This is a genomic window from Streptomyces sp. NPDC046712 (genome assembly GCF_040645695.1).
Classification (GTDB): domain Bacteria; phylum Actinomycetota; class Actinomycetes; order Streptomycetales; family Streptomycetaceae; genus Streptomyces.
The window spans coordinates 88,993-113,323 of record NZ_JBEYYW010000013.1 but is presented as its reverse complement, the minus strand read 5'-3'; the positions used below and the strand labels follow the sequence as shown (position 1 = coordinate 113,323).

Annotated in this window: 23 protein-coding genes; 14 read left to right on the top strand and 9 right to left on the bottom strand. The window is 74.5% G+C overall.

The genetic code is table 11. The annotated features are described in order from the left end of the window. Positions 1–192 precede the first annotated feature (192 nt). From ABZ939_RS18890 to ABZ939_RS18855, 8 genes are all read left to right on the top strand, one after another. On the top strand, positions 193–696 hold the full coding sequence (locus tag ABZ939_RS18890) for a cupin domain-containing protein (protein WP_361855939.1): 504 nt from the start codon (positions 193–195) through the stop codon (positions 694–696). Continuing rightward, positions 693–2,285, top strand: a complete 1,593-nt coding sequence (locus tag ABZ939_RS18885; RefSeq protein WP_361855936.1) for a class I tRNA ligase family protein — start codon at positions 693–695, stop codon at positions 2,283–2,285. The genes ABZ939_RS18890 and ABZ939_RS18885 overlap by 4 nt, the downstream gene beginning before the upstream one ends. Next, positions 2,278–4,464 (top strand): FAD-dependent oxidoreductase, encoded by a 2,187-nt coding sequence (locus ABZ939_RS18880; RefSeq protein WP_361855934.1) that lies wholly within the window; start codon positions 2,278–2,280, stop codon positions 4,462–4,464. The genes ABZ939_RS18885 and ABZ939_RS18880 overlap by 8 nt, the downstream gene beginning before the upstream one ends. A 221-nt stretch (positions 4,465–4,685) precedes the next feature. Next, positions 4,686–5,933, top strand: coding sequence for an APC family permease (locus ABZ939_RS18875; RefSeq protein WP_361855931.1), 1,248 nt, complete (start codon positions 4,686–4,688; stop codon positions 5,931–5,933). 46 nt (positions 5,934–5,979) lie between these two features. Beyond that, positions 5,980–7,296, top strand: a complete 1,317-nt coding sequence (locus tag ABZ939_RS18870; RefSeq protein ID WP_361855928.1) for a lysine N(6)-hydroxylase/L-ornithine N(5)-oxygenase family protein — start codon at positions 5,980–5,982, stop codon at positions 7,294–7,296. A gap of 52 nt (positions 7,297–7,348) precedes the next feature. Beyond that, on the top strand, positions 7,349–8,059 hold the full coding sequence (locus tag ABZ939_RS18865) for a pyridoxamine 5'-phosphate oxidase family protein (RefSeq protein ID WP_361855926.1): 711 nt from the start codon (positions 7,349–7,351) through the stop codon (positions 8,057–8,059). Further along, positions 8,056–9,417: an aspartate aminotransferase family protein gene (locus ABZ939_RS18860; RefSeq protein WP_361855923.1), complete on the top strand. Its 1,362-nt coding sequence runs from the start codon at positions 8,056–8,058 to the stop codon at positions 9,415–9,417. The genes ABZ939_RS18865 and ABZ939_RS18860 overlap by 4 nt, the downstream gene beginning before the upstream one ends. A gap of 139 nt (positions 9,418–9,556) precedes the next feature. Then, a complete protein-coding gene (locus tag ABZ939_RS18855; protein ID WP_361855920.1) occupies positions 9,557–10,855 on the top strand; it encodes an MFS transporter in 1,299 nt (432 codons plus the stop codon). Positions 10,856–10,859: 4 nt separating this feature from the next. Here the strand turns inward: ABZ939_RS18855 and ABZ939_RS18850 are convergent, their stop codons facing one another. The 4 genes from ABZ939_RS18850 to ABZ939_RS18835 form a co-directional block, all read right to left on the bottom strand. After that, positions 10,860–11,663, bottom strand: coding sequence for a sigma factor-like helix-turn-helix DNA-binding protein (locus ABZ939_RS18850; RefSeq protein ID WP_361855917.1), 804 nt, complete (start codon positions 11,661–11,663; stop codon positions 10,860–10,862). A gap of 57 nt (positions 11,664–11,720) precedes the next feature. Further along, a complete protein-coding gene (locus ABZ939_RS18845) occupies positions 11,721–12,107 on the bottom strand; it encodes a DUF6479 family protein (RefSeq protein WP_361855914.1) in 387 nt (128 codons plus the stop codon). 174 nt (positions 12,108–12,281) lie between these two features. Then, a complete protein-coding gene (locus tag ABZ939_RS18840) occupies positions 12,282–13,973 on the bottom strand; it encodes a bifunctional 3'-5' exonuclease/DNA polymerase (RefSeq protein WP_361855911.1) in 1,692 nt (563 codons plus the stop codon). Positions 13,974–14,063: 90 nt separating this feature from the next. Beyond that, on the bottom strand, positions 14,064–15,308 hold the full coding sequence (locus tag ABZ939_RS18835) for a LuxR C-terminal-related transcriptional regulator (RefSeq protein ID WP_361855908.1): 1,245 nt from the start codon (positions 15,306–15,308) through the stop codon (positions 14,064–14,066). A gap of 126 nt (positions 15,309–15,434) precedes the next feature. Here ABZ939_RS18835 and ABZ939_RS18830 point away from each other — a divergent pair, with 126 nt between their 5' ends. Further along, positions 15,435–16,352: an NADP-dependent oxidoreductase gene (locus ABZ939_RS18830; RefSeq protein ID WP_361855905.1), complete on the top strand. Its 918-nt coding sequence runs from the start codon at positions 15,435–15,437 to the stop codon at positions 16,350–16,352. A gap of 361 nt (positions 16,353–16,713) precedes the next feature. Here ABZ939_RS18830 and ABZ939_RS18825 read toward each other — a convergent pair whose 3' ends face one another. From ABZ939_RS18825 to ABZ939_RS18815, 3 genes are all read right to left on the bottom strand, one after another. Further along, positions 16,714–18,807, bottom strand: coding sequence for an ABC transporter permease (locus ABZ939_RS18825; RefSeq protein ID WP_361855902.1), 2,094 nt, complete (start codon positions 18,805–18,807; stop codon positions 16,714–16,716). Beyond that, positions 18,801–19,541, bottom strand: a complete 741-nt coding sequence (locus ABZ939_RS18820; RefSeq protein WP_361855899.1) for an ABC transporter ATP-binding protein — start codon at positions 19,539–19,541, stop codon at positions 18,801–18,803. The genes ABZ939_RS18825 and ABZ939_RS18820 overlap by 7 nt, the downstream gene beginning before the upstream one ends. A 70-nt stretch (positions 19,542–19,611) precedes the next feature. Further along, entirely contained in the window at positions 19,612–20,433 is an 822-nt protein-coding gene (locus ABZ939_RS18815; RefSeq protein ID WP_361855896.1) for an NAD(P)H-binding protein, read from the bottom strand. A 79-nt stretch (positions 20,434–20,512) separates the two neighbouring features. Here ABZ939_RS18815 and ABZ939_RS18810 point away from each other — a divergent pair, with 79 nt between their 5' ends. Together ABZ939_RS18810 and ABZ939_RS18805 are read left to right on the top strand one after the other, a co-directional pair. Continuing rightward, positions 20,513–20,902: a helix-turn-helix domain-containing protein gene (locus ABZ939_RS18810; RefSeq protein WP_361855893.1), complete on the top strand. Its 390-nt coding sequence runs from the start codon at positions 20,513–20,515 to the stop codon at positions 20,900–20,902. After that, positions 20,899–22,020, top strand: coding sequence for a DUF2786 domain-containing protein (locus tag ABZ939_RS18805; protein ID WP_361855891.1), 1,122 nt, complete (start codon positions 20,899–20,901; stop codon positions 22,018–22,020). Before ABZ939_RS18810 ends, ABZ939_RS18805 begins: the two co-directional genes overlap by 4 nt. A 137-nt stretch (positions 22,021–22,157) precedes the next feature. Here the strand turns inward: ABZ939_RS18805 and rpsN are convergent, their stop codons facing one another. Together rpsN and rpmB are read right to left on the bottom strand one after the other, a co-directional pair. Then, positions 22,158–22,463, bottom strand: coding sequence for a 30S ribosomal protein S14 (rpsN, locus tag ABZ939_RS18800; protein WP_361855888.1), 306 nt, complete (start codon positions 22,461–22,463; stop codon positions 22,158–22,160). Beyond that, positions 22,463–22,699 carry a 50S ribosomal protein L28 gene (rpmB, locus tag ABZ939_RS18795; protein WP_361855885.1) on the bottom strand — a complete coding sequence of 79 codons (237 nt, stop codon included), beginning with the start codon at positions 22,697–22,699 and terminating at the stop codon, positions 22,463–22,465. The genes rpsN and rpmB overlap by 1 nt, the downstream gene beginning before the upstream one ends. A gap of 63 nt (positions 22,700–22,762) precedes the next feature. On the opposite strand from rpmB, the gene rpmG reads away from it, so the two are divergent. From rpmG to ABZ939_RS18780, 3 genes are read left to right on the top strand one after another with little or no spacing between them, the layout of a single operon-like run. Continuing rightward, positions 22,763–22,927: a 50S ribosomal protein L33 gene (rpmG, locus tag ABZ939_RS18790; RefSeq protein WP_017949758.1), complete on the top strand. Its 165-nt coding sequence runs from the start codon at positions 22,763–22,765 to the stop codon at positions 22,925–22,927. 7 nt (positions 22,928–22,934) lie between these two features. After that, positions 22,935–23,189, top strand: coding sequence for a type B 50S ribosomal protein L31 (locus ABZ939_RS18785; RefSeq protein ID WP_361855882.1), 255 nt, complete (start codon positions 22,935–22,937; stop codon positions 23,187–23,189). Beyond that, entirely contained in the window at positions 23,189–24,328 is a 1,140-nt protein-coding gene (locus ABZ939_RS18780; RefSeq protein ID WP_361855879.1) for a GTP-binding protein, read from the top strand. Before ABZ939_RS18785 ends, ABZ939_RS18780 begins: the two co-directional genes overlap by 1 nt. Positions 24,329–24,331: the final 3 nt, after the last annotated feature.

Here is a 24,331-nt window from a genome sequence, read left to right as displayed (position 1 = left end):
CGGTCCGTCCCGCGGTCCGTCCCATGGACCGTCTCGCGGTCCGTCCTGTCGACCGTCTCGACCCTGCGCGGTCCGTCCCGTCGACCGTCTCGACCCCTGCGCGGTCCGTCCCGCGAACCGTTCCGATCCGTGCGCCCGCCCCGCTCCGCCCGCCCCGCCCTGCGCCGACGCCGACCGCCTCAGGAGACCCGTATGCCCTTCACCGCACCCATCCTGCCCCCGGGAGAGCCGGCCGCCGCCGTCACCCCGTACGGCAGCGCCGACACCACCCCGCCGGTCCGGCGGGGCCACCGCACAGGAGAGGCCATGGCCGACCGCAGTCCGAACCGCTTCCGTATCGACCGGAGTTCCGCCGAGGAGGAGTTCGGCCTCGCCTGCCAGCGGCTGATTCCGTGGCCCGGCGGGGACAAGGAGCCGCCGGTCGGCGCCATGGCCTGCTTCCTGCGGCCCGGCGGCGATTCCGACCCCGACTGCCACAACCAGGACGAGGTCATGATCATCCTCTCCGGCACCGGAAGCGTGACCCTCGACGGCGAGCTCGAACCGCCGTTTCGCACAGGCGACATCGTCGTCCTGCCCCGCAACCAGGAGCACGTCGTCCACAACACGGGCGACGAAGAGCTGAGCTGGGTCTCCCTCTACTGGCCGCTGCGCGAGCCCGCCATCCGTACCGAGAACGAGGAGGTCGCCGCGTGAGCGCGACGCACTGGATCACCGCCACCCCGCCCACGCCCAACGGCGACCTGCACATCGGCCATCTCGCCGGCCCGTACCTCGCCGGTGACGTGCTGCGCCGCTTCCTGGTGGCCGAGGGGGCCGGGGCCGTCCGGTACACCACCGGCCTCGACGACCACCAGAGCTACGTCCCCGTCCGCGGCCTCAACGACGGCGGGCGCAAGGGCGAGGAGGTCGCCGACGGCTACGGCGCCTCCATCGAGTCCGTCTGGCGGCAGGCCGGCGCCGACTTCGACGCGATCGTCCGTCCGCGCCGTGACGTCGGCTACCAGTCGGCCGTCCAGGAGTTCTTCGAGCGGCTGTACCGCGCCGGGCACATCGTCGCCCGTACGAAGCCGCTGCCGTACTGCACCGGCTGCGAGCGCTGGCTGTACGAGGCGTACCTCAAGGGCGACTGCCCGCACTGCGGCTCCGGCTCCAACGGCAACGCCTGCGAGCCCTGCGGACGCCCCAACGACTGCGCCGATCTGATCGACCCGGTCTGCACCGGCTGCGGCGCCACCCCCGAACTCCGAGACTGCGAGCGGCTCTACTTCCCCCTCGCCCCCTTCGAGGAGCAGCTCGCCGCCTTCTGGGAGCAGGTCGACATGCCGCCGCACCTGCGGGCGCTGTGCGAGCGGATGTGGGAGGAAGGGCTGCCCGAGATCGCCGTCAGTCACCCCTCCGACTGGGGCGTGCCGGTACCGGTCGCGGGCTTCACCGAGCAGCGGATCTACGTGTGGTTCGAGATGGCCCCCGGCTATCTGCTGGAGTGGACGGGTGCCGGGGAGACCGGTCCCGCGCCCGCTCCGGTGCAGTTCTTCGGCTTCGACAACGGCTACTTCCATGCCGTGCTGTTCCCCGCGGCGTTCCGGGCGTACGACGCGGAGATCGCGCTGCCGAAGGCATTCGTGGTCAACGAGTTCTACCGGCTCGAAGGGCTGAAGTTCTCCACCAGCCGGCGCCACGCGATCTGGGCGCACGAGGAGCTGGCCCGCACGAGCGCGGACGTGCTGCGCTACCACGTGCTGTCCGACCGGCCCAACGGGCGCCAGACCAGCTTCAGTTCGGCCGCCCTGGAGATCAGCCGCGCCCGGCTCGCGGACCGTTGGGACGGCTGGCTGGGCCGGCTGTTCACCGCCGTCGGTGACATCGGGGGCGTGGTCCCGGCCGAGGCGCCGCAGGGGGCCGCCTGGGAGCGGCTGCGCGCCCGGCTGACGGAGACCGTCGGTCAGCTGCGGGAGGCGTACGGCGTCGAGGGCTACGACGCCCGGCGCGCGGTCGCGCTGCTCGACGAAGTCGTCGCGCTGGCCGAGGACTTCGGTCACGTCAACGGCTTCGAGGCGGAGCGGCCGACCGGCGCCCCTGCCTACCGTGCCGCGCTGGCCGCGCAGCTCGCCGTGGCCGCCGCGCTGTCCGCCTGGGCCGCGCCGGCGCTGCCGTACGGCTCGGCCCGGCTGGCGGAACTCCTCGGCCTTCCGGCGGTACGGCCCGTGGACGCGGTGGCGCTGACGCCGCTGGTCCCGGGGGCGCCGCTGGTGGCCTGGCCCGGGACGGTCTTCAGTGGCTGAGCCCGAATCGGCCGATTCCGGGTCCGGGGCGGTGGGTGCCGCCGGGGCCGAGTCCACGCTGCCGCGGGGCGCCGTCGTGGGGCCCTTCTCGGGGCCGCGGGCCGCCTGGGGCGAGCACCTGGAACGGGCCGCGGCCCTGCACGGAGCCGTCAACTGGGAGCTGTACGACGACCGGGGAGAGGCGGAGACGGCCCGGCAGATCGCCGAGGCCGTGGTCGCCGAGGGCCGGCACACGCTGGTGATCGGCCACTTCAACAGCGCCGGCGCGCGGGCCGCGCTTCCCGTCTACCGGGCGGGCGGCCTGCCCGTCCTGCTGCCGCTGGCCACCACGCCCGACCTGCTCGCCGACAGTGCGGGCACGGTGCTGCGCTGGTGCCCGGACGACCGCGCCCAGGCGACGGACCTGCTCACGGCCGTCGGCGCGGCGGGTCACACCCGGATCGCCGTCACGCACGACGGGACGGCGTACGGGGAGGGCCTGGCCCGTCTCGTACGGGACGCCTGGCATGTCGCCGCTTCGGGCCCCCGTTCCGGTCTCCCGGCCGGGCCGGTGGTCTCGGACGGCAGTGGCCCGGCGACCGGCGCCGTGCCGGGAGTCGGCCCGCTGGCTTCCGGTGCCGGTGGCGTACGGCCACCGGCGCCGGTGCCGGACATCGTCCCCGAGCCCGGGGCCGACGCCGCGGCGCTCGCCGCGCTCGTCGTGTGCGGGACGCACGGCGGGGCCGCGCGGGTCGGGCGGGAGTGGCGGGAGGCCGGCTTCGGTGGGGAGCTGTACTTCACCGACGACTGCGCGGTGGACGAGTTCTCCGAGCTCCTCGGGGACGCGAACCGGGGCGCCGCCAGGGTGGCCCGGATGCGCGGGGGGCCGGAGACCCACGTCATGGCCGCCTTCGACGCGGCCACCCGGGCCCTCACGGAGGACCCGGAGCGGACGGGGCGGATTCTGCTCGCCGCCGTACGCGCCCACGCCGACCGGGCGTTCACCGCGACCGGGGAGCCGGTGGAGGGGAGCGTGGGCTGGGACTTCGTACCGGTCCCGGTCCCGTCGCGTGCGCCGTCCCAGGCCGGAGGACACCGCGGCAGGGCGTACGACGTGATCGTCGTCGGCGCCGGGGTCGTCGGGGCCGCGACCGCCGCCGTCCTTGCCCGGCAGGGCGCGCGGGTGGCGCTCGTCGCCCCGATGGACGGGCGCCGGGACCACGCGACCGCCTGGTCCGGCGGTCTCGTACGGGCCTTCGAGCCCGACCCGTATCTGCGGGGGCTCGCCCTCCGCAGCCACCAGCTGGCCTGGGGGCCCGCCGCCCTCGTGCCGGGACCGTACGGCTTCGTGCCGACCGGGTCGCTCGTGCTGTGCGGCGACCCCGATCTGGAGCAGGCCGAGAAGGGCGTCGCCGAGCTCAACGGTGCCGGAGTGCCCGCCGAGTTGCTGGCACCGGGAGCGCTCAGGGAGCGGTTCCCGGGGCTGGCGGTCGACGGGGTGACCGCGGCCGTGTGGGAGCCGGAGGGCGGCTACGCCGATCCGCCGCGCACCGCCCGCGTCTACCGGGACCGGGCCCTGGCCCACGGCGCCCGGCTGCTGCCCGCCCGCGTGCGGGAGCTGGTCGCGCCGCCCGGGGCCGACCGGGTGCGGGTCCTCCTGGAACCGGGCGGGCCCGTCGAGGCCCTGGCCGTCGTCCTGGCAGCCGGCAGCGGCACCGGGGCGATCGCCGGGCACCGGCTGAGCGGCTCGGACGCCGGGCGTACCAAGAGCATCCGGTACGGCTTCTTCCACCACCCGGACACGGCCGGTCTGCCGACCGTCGTCGACATGGTGACCGGCGTCTGGGGGCGGCCCCAGGTGACCGGGGAGGCGGCGGGCGGGTACATGGCGGGGCGGCCGGTCGACGAGTGGGACGTACCCGCGGGGGGCGACGACACGCTGACCGACGAGCACGTGGCGTACATCCGCCAAGGGGCGGCCGCGCGCTGGCCGTGGCTCGCGGACCCGGCCACGCGCTTCCTCGGCGGCCGGCAGGGCGTGGACCTGTACACCCCGCACTCCCTGCCCCACCTCGGGCGGGAACGGTCGGACAGCCGCATCGTGCTCGCCACCGGCTGGTCCGGCGCCGGCTTCAAGACGGCCCCCGCGGCGGCCGAACTCGCCGCGTCGGAAGCCATGGACATCCTCTCGGGCGCGTGACGTCGTGACGTCCGGGTCGCCGGGCGTCGGGACGCCACCCGCCCGTCGGGCCAGGCGCCCCGGCACCCCGCCAGTCGGCCCCCAACGCCCCGGCACCCCGACCGCGCGCCGGCGCCCCGCCCGCCGGCCCCGGCACCCCGGCCACCCGCCCGTCGGCCCCGGCGTCCCGCCCCCCCGGCCACCCGCCCTTCCCCCCAACCCCCCCACCGGAGGTGACACCCATGACGGACCTCATGTCCCGCCCCGCACCCGCCGGGAAGGAACGGGCCGCCACGCTCGGCGTTCGGGCTCTTGTCGTGTTCTACGTCAGCAGCCTCGTCGGGACCGGCATTCTGCTGGTGCCCGGGCTGACCGAGCGGCAGGCCGGACCGGCCTCCGTGCTGGCGTGGCTGGCACTCGCGATCAGTTCGTATCCGTTCGCCCGGTTCTTCGCGGAGATGTCCGCCTGGCGGCCCGACGCCGCAGGGCTCGCCGCGATGGTGACCGCCGGGTTCGGGCGGCGGCCGGGGCGGGCCGCCGCGCTGCTGCTCGTCGCCACGTACGTCATCGGCAACCCGGTCATGGGCATCGTCTCCGCCCGCTGTCTGCTCGGTCTGCTCGGGCAGCCCGACGGGCCCGTATACCCGATCGCCATGGGCTTCATGGCCCTGTCCGCCGCGTTCACCCTGCTCGGCCTCACCGCCGGCGCCCGGGTCCAGGCCGCTTCGCTGGTCGTGCTGCTGCTCGGGCTGGGCGGGGCCGTGGCGATCGCCGCGCCGCGGTTCGACGCGGGGGAGTACACCCCGTTCCTCACCCAGGGCTGGGGCGGTGTCGGCATCGCCGTCGTCACCGCGTTCTTCTCCTTCCTCGGCTGGGAGAACGTCTCCACCCTCGCCGAGCAGGTCGACGACCCGGCCCGCAGCTACCGGCGCGCCATCCGCTGGGCCGTGCCCATCGTGGGGCTGCTCTACGCCGCGGTCACGGCCGCCTACCTGGCCGTGCCCGGTGACGAACCCGTCGTCATCACCGCCCTGTTGGGCGCCTCCCTCGGCGAGGCCGGCGCCTTCGCCGGCGATCTGCTCGCCCTCGGCCTCGCGGTCGTCGCCACCAACGCCTGGGTCCTGGGCGCCACCCGGGTCGTCCGGGCCGCCGCCCGCGACCGCATCCTGCCGCGCGCCCTGGCCGACCGTGCCGTGCCGGCCACCATCGCCCTGACCCTCGCCTACACGGCCGTCCTCGGTGCACTGACCCTCACCGGCACCGGCGAGGAACTCGTCCTCATCGTCACCAGCAGCGCGTTCCTGCTGCTGTACGTGGCGGCGGCAGCCGCCGCCCTGCGGGCCCGCGGCACCGGGCGCGCCCTGCGCACCACCGCCGTCGTGACCCTGCTGATCGCCGTCGTCTTCCTCTCCTTCGCCGGTACGGGCCTGCTGCTCGCGCTGCTCCTCGCCGCCGGCTGCGCCGCCGTCACCGCCGTCCGATCCGCCTGACCCCGTCCTGCCGGACCCGTTCCTCCTGATCAGAAAGGCCCCTGCCATGAACGAGACCACTCCCGTCTACGACGTCGTCGGTGTCGGCTTCGGCCCCGCCAACCTCGCCCTGGCCATCGCCATCGAGGAGTACAACGAGCAGGCCGGGCCCGACGAGAAGCTCACCGCCGTCTTCCTGGAGAAGCAGCCGTCCTTCGGCTGGCACCGCGGCATGCTGATCCCGGACGCCACCATGCAGGTCTCGTTCCTCAAGGACCTGGCCACGATGCGCAATCCGCGGAGCCGCTTCGGCTTCGTGCCGTACCTCCACGACCGGGGCCGCCTGGTCGACTTCATCAACCACAAGGTGCTGTTCCCCACCCGCGAGGAGTTCCACGACTATCTCCAGTGGGCCGCCAACGGCGTGGACCACATGGTCCGTTACGGCCTCGAGGTCACGGCGATCCGCTCCACCACCCAGGCCGGCCCGGTCGTCGAGGTCGACGTCACCGCGCTCGGAGCGACCGAGGCGGTCACCTACCGGGCCCGCAACCTCGTCCTGGGCACCGGCCTCGTACCCCGGCTGCCCGAGGGCGTCGAGTCCTCCGAACGCCTCTGGCACAGCAGCGAGTTCCTGCACCGGCTCGCCGCGCTGCCCACCGAGAACCCGCGCCGCTTCGTGGTCGCGGGGGCCGGACAGAGTGCCGCCGAGATCGCCGACCATCTGCACCGTACGTACGAGAACGCCGAGGTCGTCGCCGTCCACACGCGCTACGGCTACAGCCCCGCAGACGACAGCCCGTACGCGAACCGCATCTTCGACCCGGAGGCCGTCGACCTCTACCACGGCGCCGACCCGGAGGTCCGCCGCAAGCTGATGGCCTACCACCGCAACACCAACTACGGCGTGGTGGACATGGACCTGATCGAGGAGCTCTACCGTCGCTCCTACCAGGAGAAGGTCCGCGGCGAGCGGCGACTGCGCATCATGGGCGCCTCGCAGCTGACGTCGGTCGAGGCGGACGCCGACGAGGTCCGGGTGCGGGTGCGTAACCTCGCGACCGGCGAGACCGAGGAGCTCACCGCCGACGCCGTCGTCTACGCCACCGGCTACACCGAGCCCGACCCGGCCCGGCTGCTCGGCGAACTGAACGCGGCCTGCGCACGCGACGAGGACGGCCGGCTGCGGGTGCGCCGCGACTACCGGGTGCAGACCGGTCCGGAGCTGGAGGCCGCCGTCTATCTGATGGGCGGCACCGAGCACAGCCACGGCATCACGGCGAACCTGCTGTCGATGGCCGCCGTCCGGGCGGGCGAGATCTGCGACTCGCTGGCGGCCCGCCGCCGTTCCGACAGGCGGGCGCCGGTGGCGGCCCGCGGCTGAAGCCCGTAGAAACCCCGGAAGCACGTCGCCACGACCCCACGAAGAGGACACCATGAGCACCGCCGCCGAACAGGTACCCGCACCGGACGAACTGGCCGCCACCGACCGCACCCGGCTGCGCCGGATGCGCCACAAGGGCAGCCACCGGCGGGCCGATCTGGAGGCGGTGCTCGCCGCCGGTTTCCTCTGCCACCTCGGCGTCACCGTCGACGGCACCACGATGGTGGTGCCCACGGCGTACGGCACCGACGGCGACCGGCTCTACCTGCACGGCTCGGTCGCCAGCCGCAGCCTGGTCCAGGCCCCCGACGCGACCGTCTGCGTCACGGTGACGCACGTCGACGGTCTGGTGCTCGCCCGCTCCGTCTTCGAGCACGGCGTCAACTACCGGTGCGCGATGATCTACGGCGTACCGCGGTCGGTGACCGACCCGGACGAGAAGCTGCGGGGGCTGCGGGCGCTCACGGAGCAGTGCGCGCCGGGGCAGTGGGAGTACGCCCGGCAGCCCAGCCGGAAGGAGCTCGCGGCGACCGCGCTGGTGGCGCTCGACCTCGTCGAGGCCTCGGTGAAGATCGCCACCGGGCCGCCGGACGACGGCGAGAGCGAGGACGCGGCACTGGGGCTGTGGGCCGGGGTGCTGCCGGTCGTCACCACGTTCGGGGAGCCGGTCGCCGACCCCGTCCTGCCCGCCGACATCGAGATGCCGGAGCACATCGCGGAGCGCGCCGGGCGCGTCCTGACCGGGGAGGCGGTGCAGGCATGACGACCCGTGACGACCAGGCCGCGCGCACCAACGCCGCCGCGCGCGCCGCCGATCGCGCCCATGTCTTCCACTCCTGGTCCGCGCAGGCGCAGACCGAGCCGATGCCGGTGGCCGGCGCCTCCGGCGCGTACTTCTGGGACCACGAGGGCAACCGCTACCTCGACTTCTCCTCCCAGCTCGTCTACACCAACATCGGCCACCAGCATCCGCGGGTCGTCGCCGCGATCCAGGAGCAGGCGGGGCAGTTGTGCACCGTCGCCCCGAGCTTCGCCGTCGACGTCCGTTCCGAGGCGGCCCGGCTGATCGCCGAGCACACGCCCGGCGACCTGGACCGGATCTTCTTCACCACGGGCGGCGCGGAGGCGGTCGAGCACGCGGTACGGATGGCCCGGCTGCACACCGGCCGGCACAAGGTCCTGTCCGCGTACCGCTCGTACCACGGCGCCACCTCCACCGCGATCCATCTGACCGGTGACCCGCGCCGCTGGCCCTCGGACACGGGCGCGGCCGGGGTGGTCCACTTCTGGGGTCCGTACGCCTACCGGTCGTCCTTCCACGCCACGGACGAGCGGCAGGAGTGCGAGCGGGCGCTGCGTCATCTGGAGGAGACGATCGTCGGTGAGGGGCCCGGCACGATCGCGGCGGTCCTGCTCGAGTCGGTGGTCGGTACGGCTGGTGTGCTGGTGCCCCCGGACGGCTATCTGGCCGGGGTGCGCGCGCTGTGCGACCGCTACGGCATCGTGTTCGTCCTGGACGAGGTGATGGCCGGCTTCGGGCGTACGGGACGCTGGTTCGCGGCCGACCACTGGGGCGTGGTCCCGGATCTGCTCACCTTCGCCAAGGGGGTCAACTCCGGCTATGTGCCGCTGGGCGGGGTGGCGATCGGCGAGAAGATCGCCGCGACCTTCGCCGACCGTCCGTACCCCGGCGGTCTCACCTACTCCGGGCATCCGCTGGCCTGTGCGGCGGCGGTGGCCACCATCGAGACGATGCGCGTCGAGCGCGTCGTCGAGCACGCCGCCGACCTGGGCGAGCGCGTCCTCGGTCCGGGGCTGCGCGAACTGGCCTCCCGGCACCGCAGTATCGGCGAGGTCCGGGGTCTCGGCGCCTTCTGGGCCCTGGAGTTGGTCGCCGACCGCGCCACCCGCGAGCCGCTCGTCCCCTACGCGGCGACCGGCGAGGCGGCCGCGCCGATGGCCCGGGTCGCCGCGGCCTGCAAGGCGCGCGACCTGTGGCCCTTCGTCCACATGAACCGCATCCATGTCGCCCCGCCCTGCAACCTGACGGAGTCGGAGGCCAAGGAGGGCCTGGCGATCCTGGACGAGGCACTGGAGGTCGCGGACGCGGAGGCACGGTGACCTGTGCGGGAGTTCGCGGCAACGGCAGCGCGTCCCGATCGTGGGGCGCGCGGCCCGCACGTCGGTGTAGCACCGCTTAATCGTCGCTGTAGAACTATTCGCTTGTGCTGACGCGTTGGGGTGCGGCAGGTTCGCAGACATGCGATCCGACTCACCCTGGCGCGTGCCCGACTTCCGTACGTTGTTCTCCGCGGCCGTTCTCGGTCACCTCGGTACCAACGTCGGATACGTCGCCGTTCCGCTGATCGCCGTCGAGACCCTGGACGCGAGCCCCGGCGAGGTCGGGGCGCTCGCCACCCTCGCCACTCTCGCGTTCCTGCTCATCGGCCTCCCCGCCGGAGCCTGGGTGGACCGGCTGCCCCAGCGGCGCGTACTGATCGCGGCGGACACGGCCCGCGGGCTGCTCCTCGCCTCCATCCCCGTCGCCTGGTGGTGCGACGCCCTGACCCTCGCCCAGCTCTACGCCGTCGTGCTGCTCGGCGGCTGCGCCACCGTCTTCCATGACGTCACCGGGCAGAGCATCCTGCCCCGCTTCGTCGGCCGGGACGGACTCGTCCAGGCCAACGCGGCCATGGTCGGCCTGATGGCCGTCACCAACGTCGCCGGCCGTGGAGCGGGCGGCGCCCTGGTCCAGCTGCTCACCGCCCCGGCGGCGGTGGCGGGTGCCGCGGTGAGCCATCTCGCCTCCGCCGTACGGCTCCTGTGGCTGAAGGAGGCGGCGTCGCCCGCCGCACCGGCCGACCGGACCCGGGAATCGCTGCGCGCCCAGATCGCCGCCGGCGTACGGCACGTCCTCGGGAACAAGGAGCTGCGGGCGCTCTCCCTGAGCGCAGCGCTCACCAACCTCGGCTCGCAGGTGCTCAACACGATGATGCCGGTGATCTTCGTCCGCGAACTCGGGCTCTCCGCCGGTGTCCTCGGCGTCTACTGGGCAGCCGGCGGCCTCGGACTCCTGCTCGGCTCCCGCTGCGCGCGGGCGGTGGCGGCCCGCCTGGGTTACGGGCGCACCCTGGGCCTGGCCGGTCTCGTTCTCGCCCCCGCCGGGCTGCTCGTCCCGCTCATCGGGCACGGCCCCTGGCTGTGGATCGCGGGCGCCGGATGGCTGCTGGCGATGTTCAAGACCGGCATGGACAACGTCCTCGGCGTCAGCCTGCGTCAGCGGATGACCCCGGACGACATGCTCGGCCGCATGAACGCGACCTTCCGCTTCCTTCTCACCGGTGCGCTCGCGATCGGCGCCGCGGTCGCGGGACTCCTCGGCGAACTCGTCGGCATCCACCCCACCCTGTGGGTGGGTGGCGCTCTGCTCGCCACCGCCTTCCTGCCGGTGTTCCTCTCGCCGGTGCGGACCCGGCGCGACCTTCCCGCCCAGGTTGCCCAGTCCCCCGGGGCGCCGCGGTCCATGGAGAGGAAGGGCGCCGAGTCCGCCCCTTCCTGAGCGCTCACTCGGGCAGGATCTCGACCTTCAGGCGGTCGAGGTGGGCCGGGTCCATCAGGACGTCTACGGCCGTGATGCGGCCGTCGAGCACCGTGAAGGCGATCACCGACCTCGGTCCGCTCGCCGGCGCCCACACCAGACCGGCCGCCCCGTCCACCAGCGCGAGACGCTCCGACCGGGCCCGCCCGGCGAAGCTCTCTGCCACCGGCAGCGCCCCGTGGGCGGCGCTCGCCCCGGCCCGTACGGCCTCCGCGTCCGCCCGCAGCACCGCATCGGGGTCGAGGAGCGCGAGCAGCGCGTCGACGTCGCCGCTCCGCGCGGCGGCGAGAAAGGCGGCGACGACTTCGCGCTGGCGTGGCAGGTCCGGTTCCGGCATCTCCTCCGTGCCCTGCACCCGCCGGCGCGCCCGGGCGGCCAGCTGCCGGGTGGCGGCGGGGGTGCGCTCCACGACGGGCGCGATCTCCTCGAGGGGCACCGCGAACATGTCGTGGAGCACGAACGCCAGCCGTTCGGCGGGTGTCAGCCTGTCCAGCGCGGCGAGCAGCGCCCGCTCTTCGGGGTCGGTGGCCTGCCCCGGCTCGCCCGCGCCCCAGGGGTCCCAAGGGTCGTCGCGCCGCCCCTCGCGCGACCGCAGCATGTCCAGACAGACGCGGGCGACCGCCATGGTCTCGTCCCTGGCCGGGGAGCCGGAGCGGCCCAGGTGCAGCGCCGCCTCCCGCACGGCCGCGTCGGCCCTGCCGAACGAGCCGAGCAACCGGTACGCGACCTCCCGCAGCCGCGACCCGACCGCGTGATCGTCATGGTTCACCGCGTGATCGACCACCGCTCGCAACCTCCGTGAGGCATCTCGCGCCCGTGCCGAACGTCAGTCGCCGTGCCCCGGCCCACCGCTGCCGAAGCCGCCGCTGGAGATCCCGCCCCACTTGCGCTTCTCCTCGCTCGGCGGGTCGGGCGAGGCCTCGCCGCCGTCCTTCAGCTCGTACGGCATGAGCCGGTGCTCCCCGTCGGTCTGCGGCATCTCGGCGGGCCTGCGGTACTCGGAGGTCTCGCCGGGAAGCCCGCCCTCGGGCCGGTTCGGCTGCTCCTCCGGCTTGGGCGTCGGGGACTCCTTGTCCCTGACCCTCATCCCCAGCCAGAACGCGCCGATCAGTACGGCGACCACGACCAGGCCGCCGAGGACCTGGGCCAGCCCGGACTGCCAGACCCCCGCCGCCGTCGTGACCCCTGCGGAATCCAAGAGAAAAGCGTTCATGTTTCAGGGATACCCCTTCTGGGGCGATCTGGGACATTTTGGGAGCCGCGAACTCATGCGAACCCCGGCCTCGCGCCCACCGCGTCACCGGCGCATGCCTGCTGACCAGCGACGACGCTCCGCGACCGGGCGTCCCACTCCATCGGCCGCTCGCGTGGTCGTGTGTCCGCTCCGCTACTTCGCGTCCGCGTACCGCTCCACCGTCGCCGTCGTGAACGGGAAGCGCACCGGCGTCGGCCCGAACGCGATCCGCCCCGCCTCGTCCCCGGCCGCGCGGATCGCCTCCGTGACCGCCTCCGCCTCCTCGGCCGGGCAGTGCACGATCACCTCGTCGTGCTGGAAGAAGACCAGCTCGGCCCGCATCCCCGCGGTGGCGCGGCGCAGCGCGGCGAGCATCAGCAGCGCCCAGTCCGCGGCGCTGCCCTGAACGACGAAGTTACGTGTGAACCGCCCGCGCGCCCGCGCGTTGCTGGAGGCGTACCCGGGAGTGAACTCGCCGTCCGCCACAGGAGCTTCGCCGCCCTCCTGCGGGATGCCCGCCTCCTCGTCCTCGCCCGCGCCGACCGCGCGCGGACTGGTCCGGCCGAGCCACGTCCGTACGAGCCGGCCGTCCTCGCCGGCCTTCGCCGCGTCGTCGACATAGGCCACGGCCCGTGGGAAACGGCGGCGCAGCGCGGCCAGGTTCTTCAGGCCGTCGCCGCTGGTCTGGCCGTAGATGGCTCCGAGCAGCGCGAGCTTGGCGTGGTCGCGGTCGCCGGAGAAGGCGCGGTCCGACAGCCGGGTGTACAGGTCGTCGGGGTGCCCGGCGACCTCCATCAGGCCGGGGTCGCGGGAGATCGCGGCCAGCACCCGCGGCTCCATCTGGTCGGCGTCGGCGACCACCAGCCGCCAGCCCTCGTCGGCGACGACGGCCCGCCGGATGACCTTGGGGATCTGCAGGGCGCCCCCGCCGTTGGTCGTCCAGCGGCCGCTGACCGTGCCCCCGGGCAGGTACTCCGGGCGGAAGCGGCCGTCGCGCACCCAGTCCTGGAGCCAGGACCAGCCGTGGGCCGTCCAGATCCGGTACAGCTTCTTGTAGGCGACGAGCGGCTTCACCGCCGGATGGTCGAGCTCCTCCAGCTCCCAGCGGCGAGTGGACCGCACCCGGATCCCGGCCTGCGCGAAGGCCTTGACCACGTCGGCGGGCAGATCGGGCCGGACCCGGCGTCCGAAGGCGGCCGAGACCTCGTCGGCGAGCTCCGCAAGGCGGCGCGGCTCGCCGCCCCCCGCGTACCGCTCGCCCAGCAGTTCGTGGAGCAGTTCCCGGTGCACATCGGCCCGCCAGGGGAGCCCGGCCCGGTGCATCTCGGCGGCGACGAGCATCCCCGCGGACTCGGCGGCCGTGAGCAGCCGCATGCGCCCCGGGTGCTCGGCGCGGTCGTGCCGCCGCTGCTGCTCGGCGTACACCTCGAGCAGCCCTTCGAAGGGGATCCCGGAGGACGGCACCGGCTCGAAGAGCGAGTCCTGGGAGCCGGGCTCGGCGGCCCGCTGCGGCGGATCGGGCGGTACGGGTGCGTTCCGCAGCCGCGCGAGGGCGGCCGCCGCGGAACGGGGCTCCCCGAGGCGCCCCTCATGGCCCAGGAGGAGCTGCTCGGCCACCTCGATGTCGTAACACCGCTCGACGTGCATGCCTGCTGCGAGGAGCCGCGGAAGGACCTCGGCGGTCGACCGCCACACCCAGCGGGCGACGCCGGGCCGGGAGCGGACGGCCTCGACGAGGTCCGGCTCACGCAGGACGGGCCCGGCGGGCAGCCCGTCGGGACCGAGCGGGACGAGCAGCGCTCCGTCCCCCTCCGCCTCGCAGGCCAGCGCCCACCTCTCGCTCATGGGTGCGAGTCTGGCACCTGCCACTGACAGCGCCGGACCGACGGGGCCGGACCGACGGGGCCGGACCGGCAGGGCCGGGTCGCGCCGCGGCTACGCCGCCTTGTGGAAGAGGGCCGCGGCCTCGCCCCGGGATCCCACCCCCAGCTTGGTCAGGATGTTGGCGACGTGGAACTTCACCGTGGACTCGCTGATGTGGAGCTCCTGCGCGATCTGCCGGTTGCGGTGGCCGAGCGCGAGCTGGGTCAGGACCTCCAGCTCGCGGCCGCCGAGGTCGGTGAGCGGGTCCACCGCCGTGACCGGCGCGTCCGGGGTGGCCAGCGGGAGTGTCGCCGTGAGGGTCGTGCCCCAGCCGGGGACGGCGTCCATCTCCAGCCGGCCGCCCAGCACCTCCAGCCGGTCGGTGATACTGCCCGCGCCGAGCGGGCAGGCGTCCAGGGCGCCCGCGCCGTCGTCCCGCAGCGTCGCCCGCAGCTCGTGCTCGGTGAGCTGCCAGCCGACGCGGACCCGGCTCACGGAGTCCTGCTCCAGGATCACGAGCAGCAGGGCCCGGACGATCGCCCGCGCACCGTGCGCCACGTCCGCCGCCAGGGAGCGCGGGCTGTCCGGCGGGCCGAGTTCGAGCCGTACGGAGCTGTGGCGCAGCATCGTCCGTAAACCGTCGGCGAGTCGGTCGAAGGCCTCGTGGGCCGGTTCCTCGGCGACCGAGCGGTCCCGCGTCGACTCCGCCCGCATCTCGATCAGCGCGTTGACGGCGAGGTCGGTGGCGGTCACCCGGGCCGCCCCGTCGTCCAGGGCCCGGCTGCGGAGCACCCCGAGGATCCCGGAGAGGGCCGCCGTGTGCGCCGTCGTCAGCTCCGCGATCACCCGTGCCCGGGTGTCGGCCGCCGCCCGCGAACGGGCCAGGGCGCCCGGCAGTGCCTCCACCGCGAACCGGTCGAAGTGGCTGGTCACCAGGTCCCAGAGGGCCTGCGCGACGGCCAGGGTCTCCTCCGGCACGGGGCCGGTGCCGTCCTCCCGTACGAGCACGAGGACCGAACGGCGGGCGGTCGCGTCGCTGGTGACGGCCACGACCTCGCGCTCCGCGCCGCCGACCGTCGCCCTGCCCTGCCAAGGGCTGCCGGGCGTGCCCGAGGACAGCAGCGGGGTGAGTTCGGCGGCGGTGAGCAGGGCGGTCTCGCCGACCGCCTTGAAGGGCGAGTGCGCGCAGTGCGTGGAGAGTTCGGCCGCGGTCCGGTGCGGAATCAGCGGCGCGAGGGCGGCCGAGAGCCGGGGCAGGATCTCGCCGAGCGGCTGCCGGATGATCTCGTACGCGGTGGTCAGCGTGGTCGCGTCCATGCGGTTCAGCCTAGTGAGCCGGCCCCTGTCCGCGGCTGGTCTTTCGGCCAGTTGGGACTGGCCGTTCGACTGGCCGGAGGGAGGGGTCCGTAGCCCGAAGCTGGAGGCCGACCTGAGGAGGATGCGATGGAAGCGATCGTCTACGAAGAGTTCGGCGGCCCGGACGTGCTGCGCCACGAGACGGGGATCGAGGTGCCCGAGCCGGGCCGAGGTGAGGTACGGGTGAAGGTGGCCGCGGTCGGCGTCAACCCCGTGGACCACAAGCGCCGTTACGGCTGGGTGGAGGAGTTCTACCCGACGACGTTCCCGGCGGTGCCCGGCCTGGAGTTCGCCGGCACGGTGGACGCGCTGGGGCCGGGGGTGACCGGTGTCGAGGTCGGCGACGAGGTGCTCGGCTGGACGAAGACGGGCGCGTACGCCCAGTACGCCCTGGCCGACCTGTTCGTGCCCAAGCCGGCCGGCCTGTCCTGGGAGCAGGCGGCGAGCCTCCCCGTCGCGGGGGAGACCGCGCAGCGCGTTCTCGACCTGCTGGGGGTGACCTCGGGCGAGACCCTGCTCCTGCACGGCGCGGCGGGAGTCGTCGGCTCGGTGGCGGTCCAGCTCGCGGTGGCGGCCGGTGTGACGGTGATCGGCACCGCCTCGGAGCCCAACCACGCCTACCTGCGCTCGCTGGGCGCGATCCCGGTGACGTACGGGGAGGGCCTCGCCGACCGGGTCCGGGCGGCCGCGCCCCAGGGCGTCGACGCGGTCTTCGACGCGGCGGGGCACGACACGCTGTCGGTCTCGATCGAGCTGCTGGGCGGCGCGAAGGAACGGATCGTGACGATCGCGGCGACGGACGCGGAGGAGCACGGGATCGTCTTCAGCGGCGTGATCGAGGGCCCGGACCAGGTGCGTGACTGGATCACCTCGCAGGCCCGCCTGGCGGCCGAGGGCCGGCTGCAGGTCCGGCTGGCGGAGACCCTGCCCCTGAAGGAGGCGTCGCGGGCCCAGGAACTGAGCGAGTCGGGCCACGCACGCGGCAAGCTGATCCTCCTGCCGTAGGTGCGCCCGCCAGCAGGGGCCACGCAGGACGGGGGCGGGACAGCAGGACGGGGGCGCTTGGGCGGCGCATGCCGGACGGCGCGGGCGTGCGGGGCGTTCCGGACGGGGGCGCAGGGCGGACATGCCAGGCAGGACGGGGCCCGCTGTGCGGGGCGTGCCAGGCAGGACGGGGCCCGCTGTACGGGGCGTGCCGGGCGGGACGGAGGTCGGCCGGGCGGGACGGGGGTTCGCCGGGCTGGGCCGGCCGGGCGGGACGGGGGTCCGCCTGGCGGGGCGTGCCCGGCGGGGGCCGTGGCACGTGGGGCGGGGCGGTGACCCGGCTCCGACCCTGGTCACCGCCCCGTCCACCCACCTTCGCCGCTCAGCGCGTCGCGCGCCACGCGGGGAGCGCCGAAGCGGTCACGGCGACCGCCCCGCACGCCCCCGCCGCGGCCCCGACCGCGCCCCACGGCACCGACAGGGAGACCGGCGCGGACAGCGCCCCGAGCCCCGCCCCCAGCGCCCCCAGATTCACCGCCGTCACCGCGAGGCCGAGGACCGCGCCGATCGCCACGGCCAGACCCGCCTCGCCCGTCACGACCCGCAGGATCTGCGCCCGGGTGGCGCCGGCCAGCCGGAGCGAGGCCAGCTCCCCGCCCCGTACCGACGTCGCCATCAGCAGCGTGTTGGCGAGCGCGATCACCGTGTAGACGAGCGCGATGCCGAGGACCAGGAGCAGCCCGAGCCGGGTCTGCGGGCTGGTCGCGGGGTGGGTGGCGGCGGCCCACTCCTCCACCGTGCGCACCGTCCCGCCCGCCGCCGCGAGGGCCTCCGGCGCCGGGCCGGCCGCGTCGATCCGGTCCACCGCCGCGCCCGGCGCGTTCGCCCGCGTCACGTACGGTCCGTTGTCGCCCGTCCCGAGCGCCAGGACCGCCACGACCCGCAGCCTCACCGGGCCGCTCCCGTCCGCGAGCCACACCTCGACCTGTTCGCCGACCGTCCGCCGCTCCCATTCCTCGTTGACGACGATCGACCGGTCGTCGAGGTCCCGTACGTCCCCGGCCACCACCGGCAGCCGTGCCAGGTCCGCGAAGGCCGCCGGGTCGGAGACCGCCCGGGCCCCGTACTTCACGAGCGCCTCGGCCCCGTCCCGTACGAAGACGGAGGTGGCGCCCGTCGCCGACGCGCCCGGCACGCGCACGGGCCTCAAGTCCTCCCCGCTCACCACGTACTGAGCGGCCGTCTGCTCCCGTGCCTCCGCCGCCCTGGTGCTCGTCACCGTCGTCGCCGAGCCCAGCAACGAGCCGGCCAGCGCGACCGTGACGAGGACGGGTGCGGCGACGGCGGCGGTACGGCGCACGGCCGCCGCGCTGTTCTCCCGTACGAGCATGCCCGTCGCCCCCGGCAGCCGCAGGGCGCGCGCCACCGGCCGGACGAGCAGCGGGGCGAGCAGGGCGACGCCGGTGATCAGCAGCATCGGCAGCGTCGTGTACGTCTTCCGCTTCAGCAGCTCCGACGGCTCGGTGACACACGTCCACACGAGCAGCCCCGCACCGGCCAGGAGCAGCCCCGTGCCGAGCAGCGCCCGGCCGAGCGGCAGCACGTCGGTGTCGACGTCCGCCTCGCGCAGCGCGGCCGTCGGGCCGACCTTCCCGGCCCGGCGGGAGGCGGCCACGGCCCCGGCGATCGCGACGGTCACCCCGGTCCAGAAGGCGGCGTGCAGCGGCCAGGTGGCCGCGCCGATCGCGAACCAGTCGGGGGCGAGAGCGCCGTCGACGAGCACCCGCGCCAGCCACGGTGCCCCCCACGCGCCGAGCGCGCACCCGGTCGCCGAGGCGACGATCCCGACGCCCGCGGCCTCGGCGAGCAGCATCCGCCGCACCTGGCCCGGGGTGGCCCCGGCGGTGCGCAGGAGTCCGAACTCCCGCCGCCGCAGGGCGACCGCGAAGGCGAAGGTGGAGGCGACGACGAAGACGGACACGAAGGTGGTGACACCGCCGGCGGTGCCGAGGAGGGCGTTGAGGGCGACGAGCGCCTCCGCGTCCCGCTCGGGCTCGGGGTCGGCGAGCCGCCGGTCCTTCCCGGTGAGGACCTGGGCGCGGTCGCCGACGAGGGTACGGATCTCGGCCGCGGGGCCGTGGACGCCGACGGCGTCGGGGCCGCCGGCGGTGGTGACGGTCCAGCGGGCCTTCAGCTCGCCCAGAAGGTCGATATCCACAGGCTGTGGACGGTCGAGCCCGCGCGAGACGGATGCCGTGTCCGGCCCCCGCCGGACGTCGACGGTGACCGCGTCCTTCCCCTTCACGACCACCGGCGCGGACGCGAACCGCTGCGGTGCCCGCTCCGGGGCGTCGAAGGTCGAGGCGAGCCCGAGGCCCATGGTGGTGAGGAGCCCGACGCCCAGGGCGAGGGCGACGAAACTGCCGAGGAAGGCGGCCCAGCGGGCGCGCAGCCCGGAGAGGACGACGGTCAGCATGCCGGTGCCCCCGCCCCCGCGGTCTCCAGACCGGCCATGCGAGCCGCGACCGCCTCGACCGTGGGCGCGTGCAGCTCCCCCACGACCCGTCCGTCGACCAGGAACACCACCCGGTCCGCCCGCGCAGCCGCCACCGGATCATGCGTCACCATGACAATCGTCTGGCCGTCCCGGTCCACCAGCTCCCGCAGCATCGTCAGGACCTCGCGACTGGTGGTGGAGTCCAGGGCGCCGGTCGGTTCGTCCCCGAAGAGCACCGCCGGCCGGGTGATCAACGCCCGGGCGATCGCGACCCGTTGCTGCTGCCCGCCGGACAGCTCCCCGGGGCGGTGCTTCTCCCGCCCGCCGAGCCCGACCCGCTCCAGCGCCTCCCGTACCTCGGTACGCGACGGGCGGCGCCCGGCCAGCCGCAGCGGCAGGGCCACGTTCTGCGCGGCGGTGAGCGAGGGCAGCAGGTTGAACGACTGGAAGACGAACCCGATCCGGTCCCGCCGCAGCAGTGTCAGCCGCCGCTCGCTCAGCCCCTCCAGGGCGACCCCGCCCACCTCGACGGTCCCACCGGTCGGCCGGTCGAGGCCGGCCGCGCACTGCAGCAGCGTGGACTTGCCGGAGCCCGAGGGCCCCATGACGGCGGTGAAGGTCCCGGTGCGGAAGTCGAGATCGACGCCGTCCAGGGCGCGGACGTCGCGGTGGTGGCGACGAAGGTCGGTGAGCCGTACGGCGGTTGATGTCATGCCTCAAGCCAACCGTCCGCACGCCCGCCGATCACGACCGCTGGAGGGCGTCTGCGGGGTATGCCTTGCCCTACTCCCGGCGTACGGCCGCCACGAACACCTCGAGCGCGTCCAGCGGCTCACGGCCGAGGAGATCCCGCAGGTCGCTCTTGACCCTCGTGCCGTCCATGAAGCCGTGCGCGATTGCCGAGTACGTCCCGGTCAGCATCGGCACCTGGAAGTCCACGGCCCCGGAGGCCGCGATCGCGGTACGCGCCTCGGCGAGCGTGCCGGGGGCGTACTCGGCGCCCAGCGCCCGAGCCAGGTCGGCCCCGCCCAGCGGGCGCTCGCCGACGAGCTCGTAGGTGCGGCCGGCGTGCGCGGCCGGGGCCGTGGCCACGGTGACCGCGATCTCGGCGAGGTCCTCGCGGGCCACGGCAGCCAGCCGGCCCTCGCCGAGGGGGCCGGTGATGCGGTTGTCGGCGTCGGGGGTGGCGATCCAGGCGAGGAACTCGGCGTAGAGCCCGTTGCGCAGGACGGTCCAGTTCACGCTCGACCGCTGGAGCCGCCGCTCGGTCCAGCGGTGGGCGAGGGAGTACGTGAGGTGGTCGCCGTCGCCGGAGAGGCTGGTGTAGACGATGTGGCCGACCCCGGCGCGCTCGGCGGCGGATATGGCGGCCTCGTGGCGGGCGATGACCGTGTCGTCCTCGCCGTACCCCGCCGAGATCAGCAGCAGGGTCTCCACCCCGGCGAAGGCGTCCGGCAGGGTGCCGGGCTCGTCGAAGTCGACGAGGCGGGTGCCGGGCAGTCCGGCCCGCGTTCCGAGGACGACGGGGCCGATGTCGTCACGGCCGGCGAGACGCTCCGCGACGAGGGAGCCGAGACCGCCGGAGACACCGGTGACGAGCAGCATGATTCCCCCTGATTTCGTGATCGTGTTCGGTGAGGATCATTCTGGAGGCAGCGCGCGCGTCGGGTAAGGAGGCACATTCATGTACGAGGGGCACACGGAGGTAACCACCGACCCTCTGGTGAGTTGCGCGGAGGAGTGCGGAGTACGGGATGTGCAGGACCGGCTCGGCGACAAGTGGACCGTGCACGTGGTGGTCGAACTTGCGGCGGGGGCGCGGCGGTTCAAGGAGTTGCAGCGGTTGGTCACCGGGATCTCGCAGCGGATGCTCACGCTGACGCTGCGCCGCCTGGAGCGGGACGGGCTCGTGACGCGGACGGTGTATCCGACGACGCCGCCGCAGGTGGAGTACGCGCTGACGGAGACGGGCCACAGCATGACGCACCTGATCAAGCAGCTGATCGACTGGTCGCTCGACCACCGTGCGGTGATCGGTCGGGCGCGTGAGGAATGGGACGCGAAGCAGTCGTGAGCACGACGGTCGAGAGGGCCTTCGAGGCCCTGTACACGGACGACGACACGGCCCTGGACACGGCGGCGTCCCTGCTCGCGGCGGACCGGGCGGCGGACGCGGAACTGGCCCGCCGTGGCGGGGAGTTCGTGCGGCGGGCGTGGGAGCGGGGCTGGCAGCCGGCGGATGTCGTCCGGCTGGTGCGGCGGGATCTGGGCGAGGAGCACGTGCGGCTGGCGGGGGCCCTGATCGCCTCGGAGACGGGACGCTACGAGCGCCTGCCGTCGCGCTGGGCGGCGCAACTCGCCGACCTGGACACCACTCCCGTCCGGGCGGACCGCTTCTCCTCGGCGACGACGTCCCTGGAGCTGTACCGCCTGCTGGTCAGGCTGCCGTCCCTGGAACCGGTGGGCCCGGTGCCGGGTGACGTGCTGCCGGCCGCGACGGTGGGCGAGCCGCGGATGCTGACGCGTGTACGGGCCTTGCTGGCGAAGGCGGAGGCCACGGGCTACCCGGAGGAGGCGGAGGCGCTGACGGCCAAGGCCCAGGAGCTGATGGCCCGCCACAGCCTGGACGAGGCGGCGCTGGCGTCCCGTACGCCGTCGGGAGACGTGCCGGGCGCGATCCGGATCGGGGTGGAGCCGCCGTACGAGCAGGCCAAGGCGATCCTGCTGGACGCGGTGGCGACGGCGAACCACTGCCGGGCGGTGTGGAACGAGCCGTACGGCTTCTCGACGGTGGTCGGCTTCGAGGCGGACCTGGATCCGGTGGAGCTGCTGTACACCTCGCTCCTGGTCCAGGGCACGGCGGCGATGACGCGGGCGGAGGCGGAGCAGCGGGCGGGCGGGCGGAAGCGCACGAAGTCCTTCCGCCAGTCCTTCCTGCTCGCGTACGCGAATCGCCTGGGCGCGCGGCTCGAGACGACGGCGCGCCGGGTGACCGCGGAGGAGCCGACGCTGCTGCCCGCCCTGCGCAGCCGGGAGGTCGCGGTCACTTCCCGCACGGACGAGATGTTCCCCGACACGCGCACGACGCGCGTCCGCGCGATGTGGGACGAGGCGGGCTGGAGCCACGGCACGACGGCCGCGAACGCGGCCGGCCTCGGCCGCACCCGCCCCGAGCTCCCCGACACCCCGTAGGGCCGGACGGGGCGGGGGAAGTCCCCCGGGCGGGACGGGGCGGGGGGAGCCCCCCGGGCCGGACGGGCGGGTGAAGTCCCCGGGCCGTCCGGGGCGGGGAAGCTCCCCGGCTCGCCCCCCGCCCCGGCCGCTCCCCGCTACCAGGACGCCTTGCGCACCCCCGGCAGGAACCCCGCGTGCGCCTGCTCGCGCAGCCGGACGCGCGAGATCCCGAACTTCCGAAGGTGCCCGCGCGGCCTGCCGTCCACCGCGTCCCGGTTGCGCAACCGCGTGGCGCTCGCGTCGCGGGGCTGGCGACGCAGCTCCCGCACCGCCGCCTCGCGTTCGGCCTCCGGGGTGGACGGCCTGCGGATGATCTCCTTCAGCTCGGCCCGCCGCTCGGCGTACCGCTCCACGACGGTCTTCCGTCGTTCGTTCCGCGCGATCTTGCTCTTCTTCGCCATCAGACCCTGACCCCCCGTGCGCGGATCCGGGCCACCGCGGCCTCGATCCCGATCGTGTCGACGGTCTTGATCGCGCGGGCGCTCAGCGTCAGCCGGACGTACCGGCCCTCGCTGGGCAGCCAGTAGCGCTTCTTCTGGATGTTCGGGTCGAAGCGCCGTGACGTACGGCGGTGCGAGTGCGAGATGCGGTTGCCGAATCCGGGCTGTGCGCCGGTCAGCTGGCAGTGGGCGGACAAGGGTGACCTACCTCTCCTCGGTGATATTGGAAATGGGAACCATGTTCATTTACTCTACACACCATGGCCCGCAACGAACTCCGCCCGATCATCAAGCTCCGGTCCACCGCCGGCACCGGCTACACCTACGTCACCCGCAAGAACCGCCGGAACGACCCCGACCGACTCACCCTGCGCAAGTACGACCCGGTCGCCGGCCGCCACGTCGACTTCCGAGAGGAGCGCTGAGCACCCCATGCAGCACGAACTCCACCCCGCGTACGGCCCGGTCGTCTTCCGCGACAAGGCCGGCGACTTCGCCATCCTCACCCGCTCCACGATGACCAGCGACAAGACCGTGGTCTGGGAGGACGGCAACACCTACCCCGTCGTCGACGTCGAGATCTCCTCGGCGAGCCACCCCTTCTACACCGGCACCGCGCGCGTCCTCGACACCGCCGGCCGGGTGGAGCGCTTCGAGCGGCGTTACGGACGGCGCGAGGCTCGCTGATGTCCGCAGGCCTCTCCGTCGCCCTGGTCGGAGGGCTCCACTCCGACGCCCGCCGCGCTGCCGTGGACCGGCTCCTCGCCACCGTCCCCGGCAGCGTCGCGCTCCATCACGACCTCGCGACGGCCCCGGAGACCGGGACGGTCGCCCGCACCGTCCGCGACGCCACCGGCGCCCTGTCCACCGGCGAGACCCCGCTCGTCAACGACTGCGCCTGCTGCGCCCTGCGCGAGGACCTGGTGCCCGAGCTCCAGCGGCTCGCCGACGCCGGCCTCACCCGCCTCGCCGTCGTCGAGCTCTGGGACTCGGTCGAACCCAAGGCGATGGCCGAGGTCGTCGCCGCGGCCGGGCTCCGCCTCACCGCCGTGATGACCGCCGTCGACCCGGCCCTGGTCCTGCCCTACCTCGGCAACGGCGACGACCTCGCGGACACGGGGCTCGCGGCCGCCGCCACCGACCGGCGGACCGTCGCCGACACCTGGGCGCGCCAGCTGGAGTACGCGCCCGTCCTGGCCGTCGTCGACAGCCCCGAGGCCGACGACGAGGACCGCGCCCTCCTGGCCCAGCTCCACCCCACCGCCCGGCGGATCCCGGTCGAGTCCGGCACGGAGCTGGCCGCGGCAGCCCTCGCGGGCTTCGACGTCGAGGCTGCGGCCGCCGCCCAGCATCCGGCCTGCGCGCTGCTGCCCCAGGAGGCGGACCAGAGCGGGGTCGCCACCTATGTCTGGCACCACACGCGTCCCTTCCATCCCGAGCGGCTGTACGCGGCCCTGGAGGACCTGACCTGCGCCGCGGCCCGCAGCCGGGGCCGGTTCTGGCTCGCCGACAGGCCCGACACCCTGCTCCACTGGGACGCGGCGGGCGGTGCGCTCTGCGTCGAGAGCGTCGGCCCGTGGCTGGCCTCGCTGCCCGACGCCGCCTGGGACATGGTCCCGCCCGTCCGCCGGGCCGCCGCCGCTCTGGACTGGCACCCCGAGCACGGCGACCGCTGTCAGCACCTGGTCTTCATCTCGCCCGGCCTGGACCGCGAGGGTCTGGCCGAGGTCCTCGGCTCCTGCCTGCTCACCGATGCCGAGTACGCCGCCGGGCGCGAGGCCTGGAAGCGCCTCCCGCCCGCCTTCGACACCCTCCTGGAGGTCTGACCC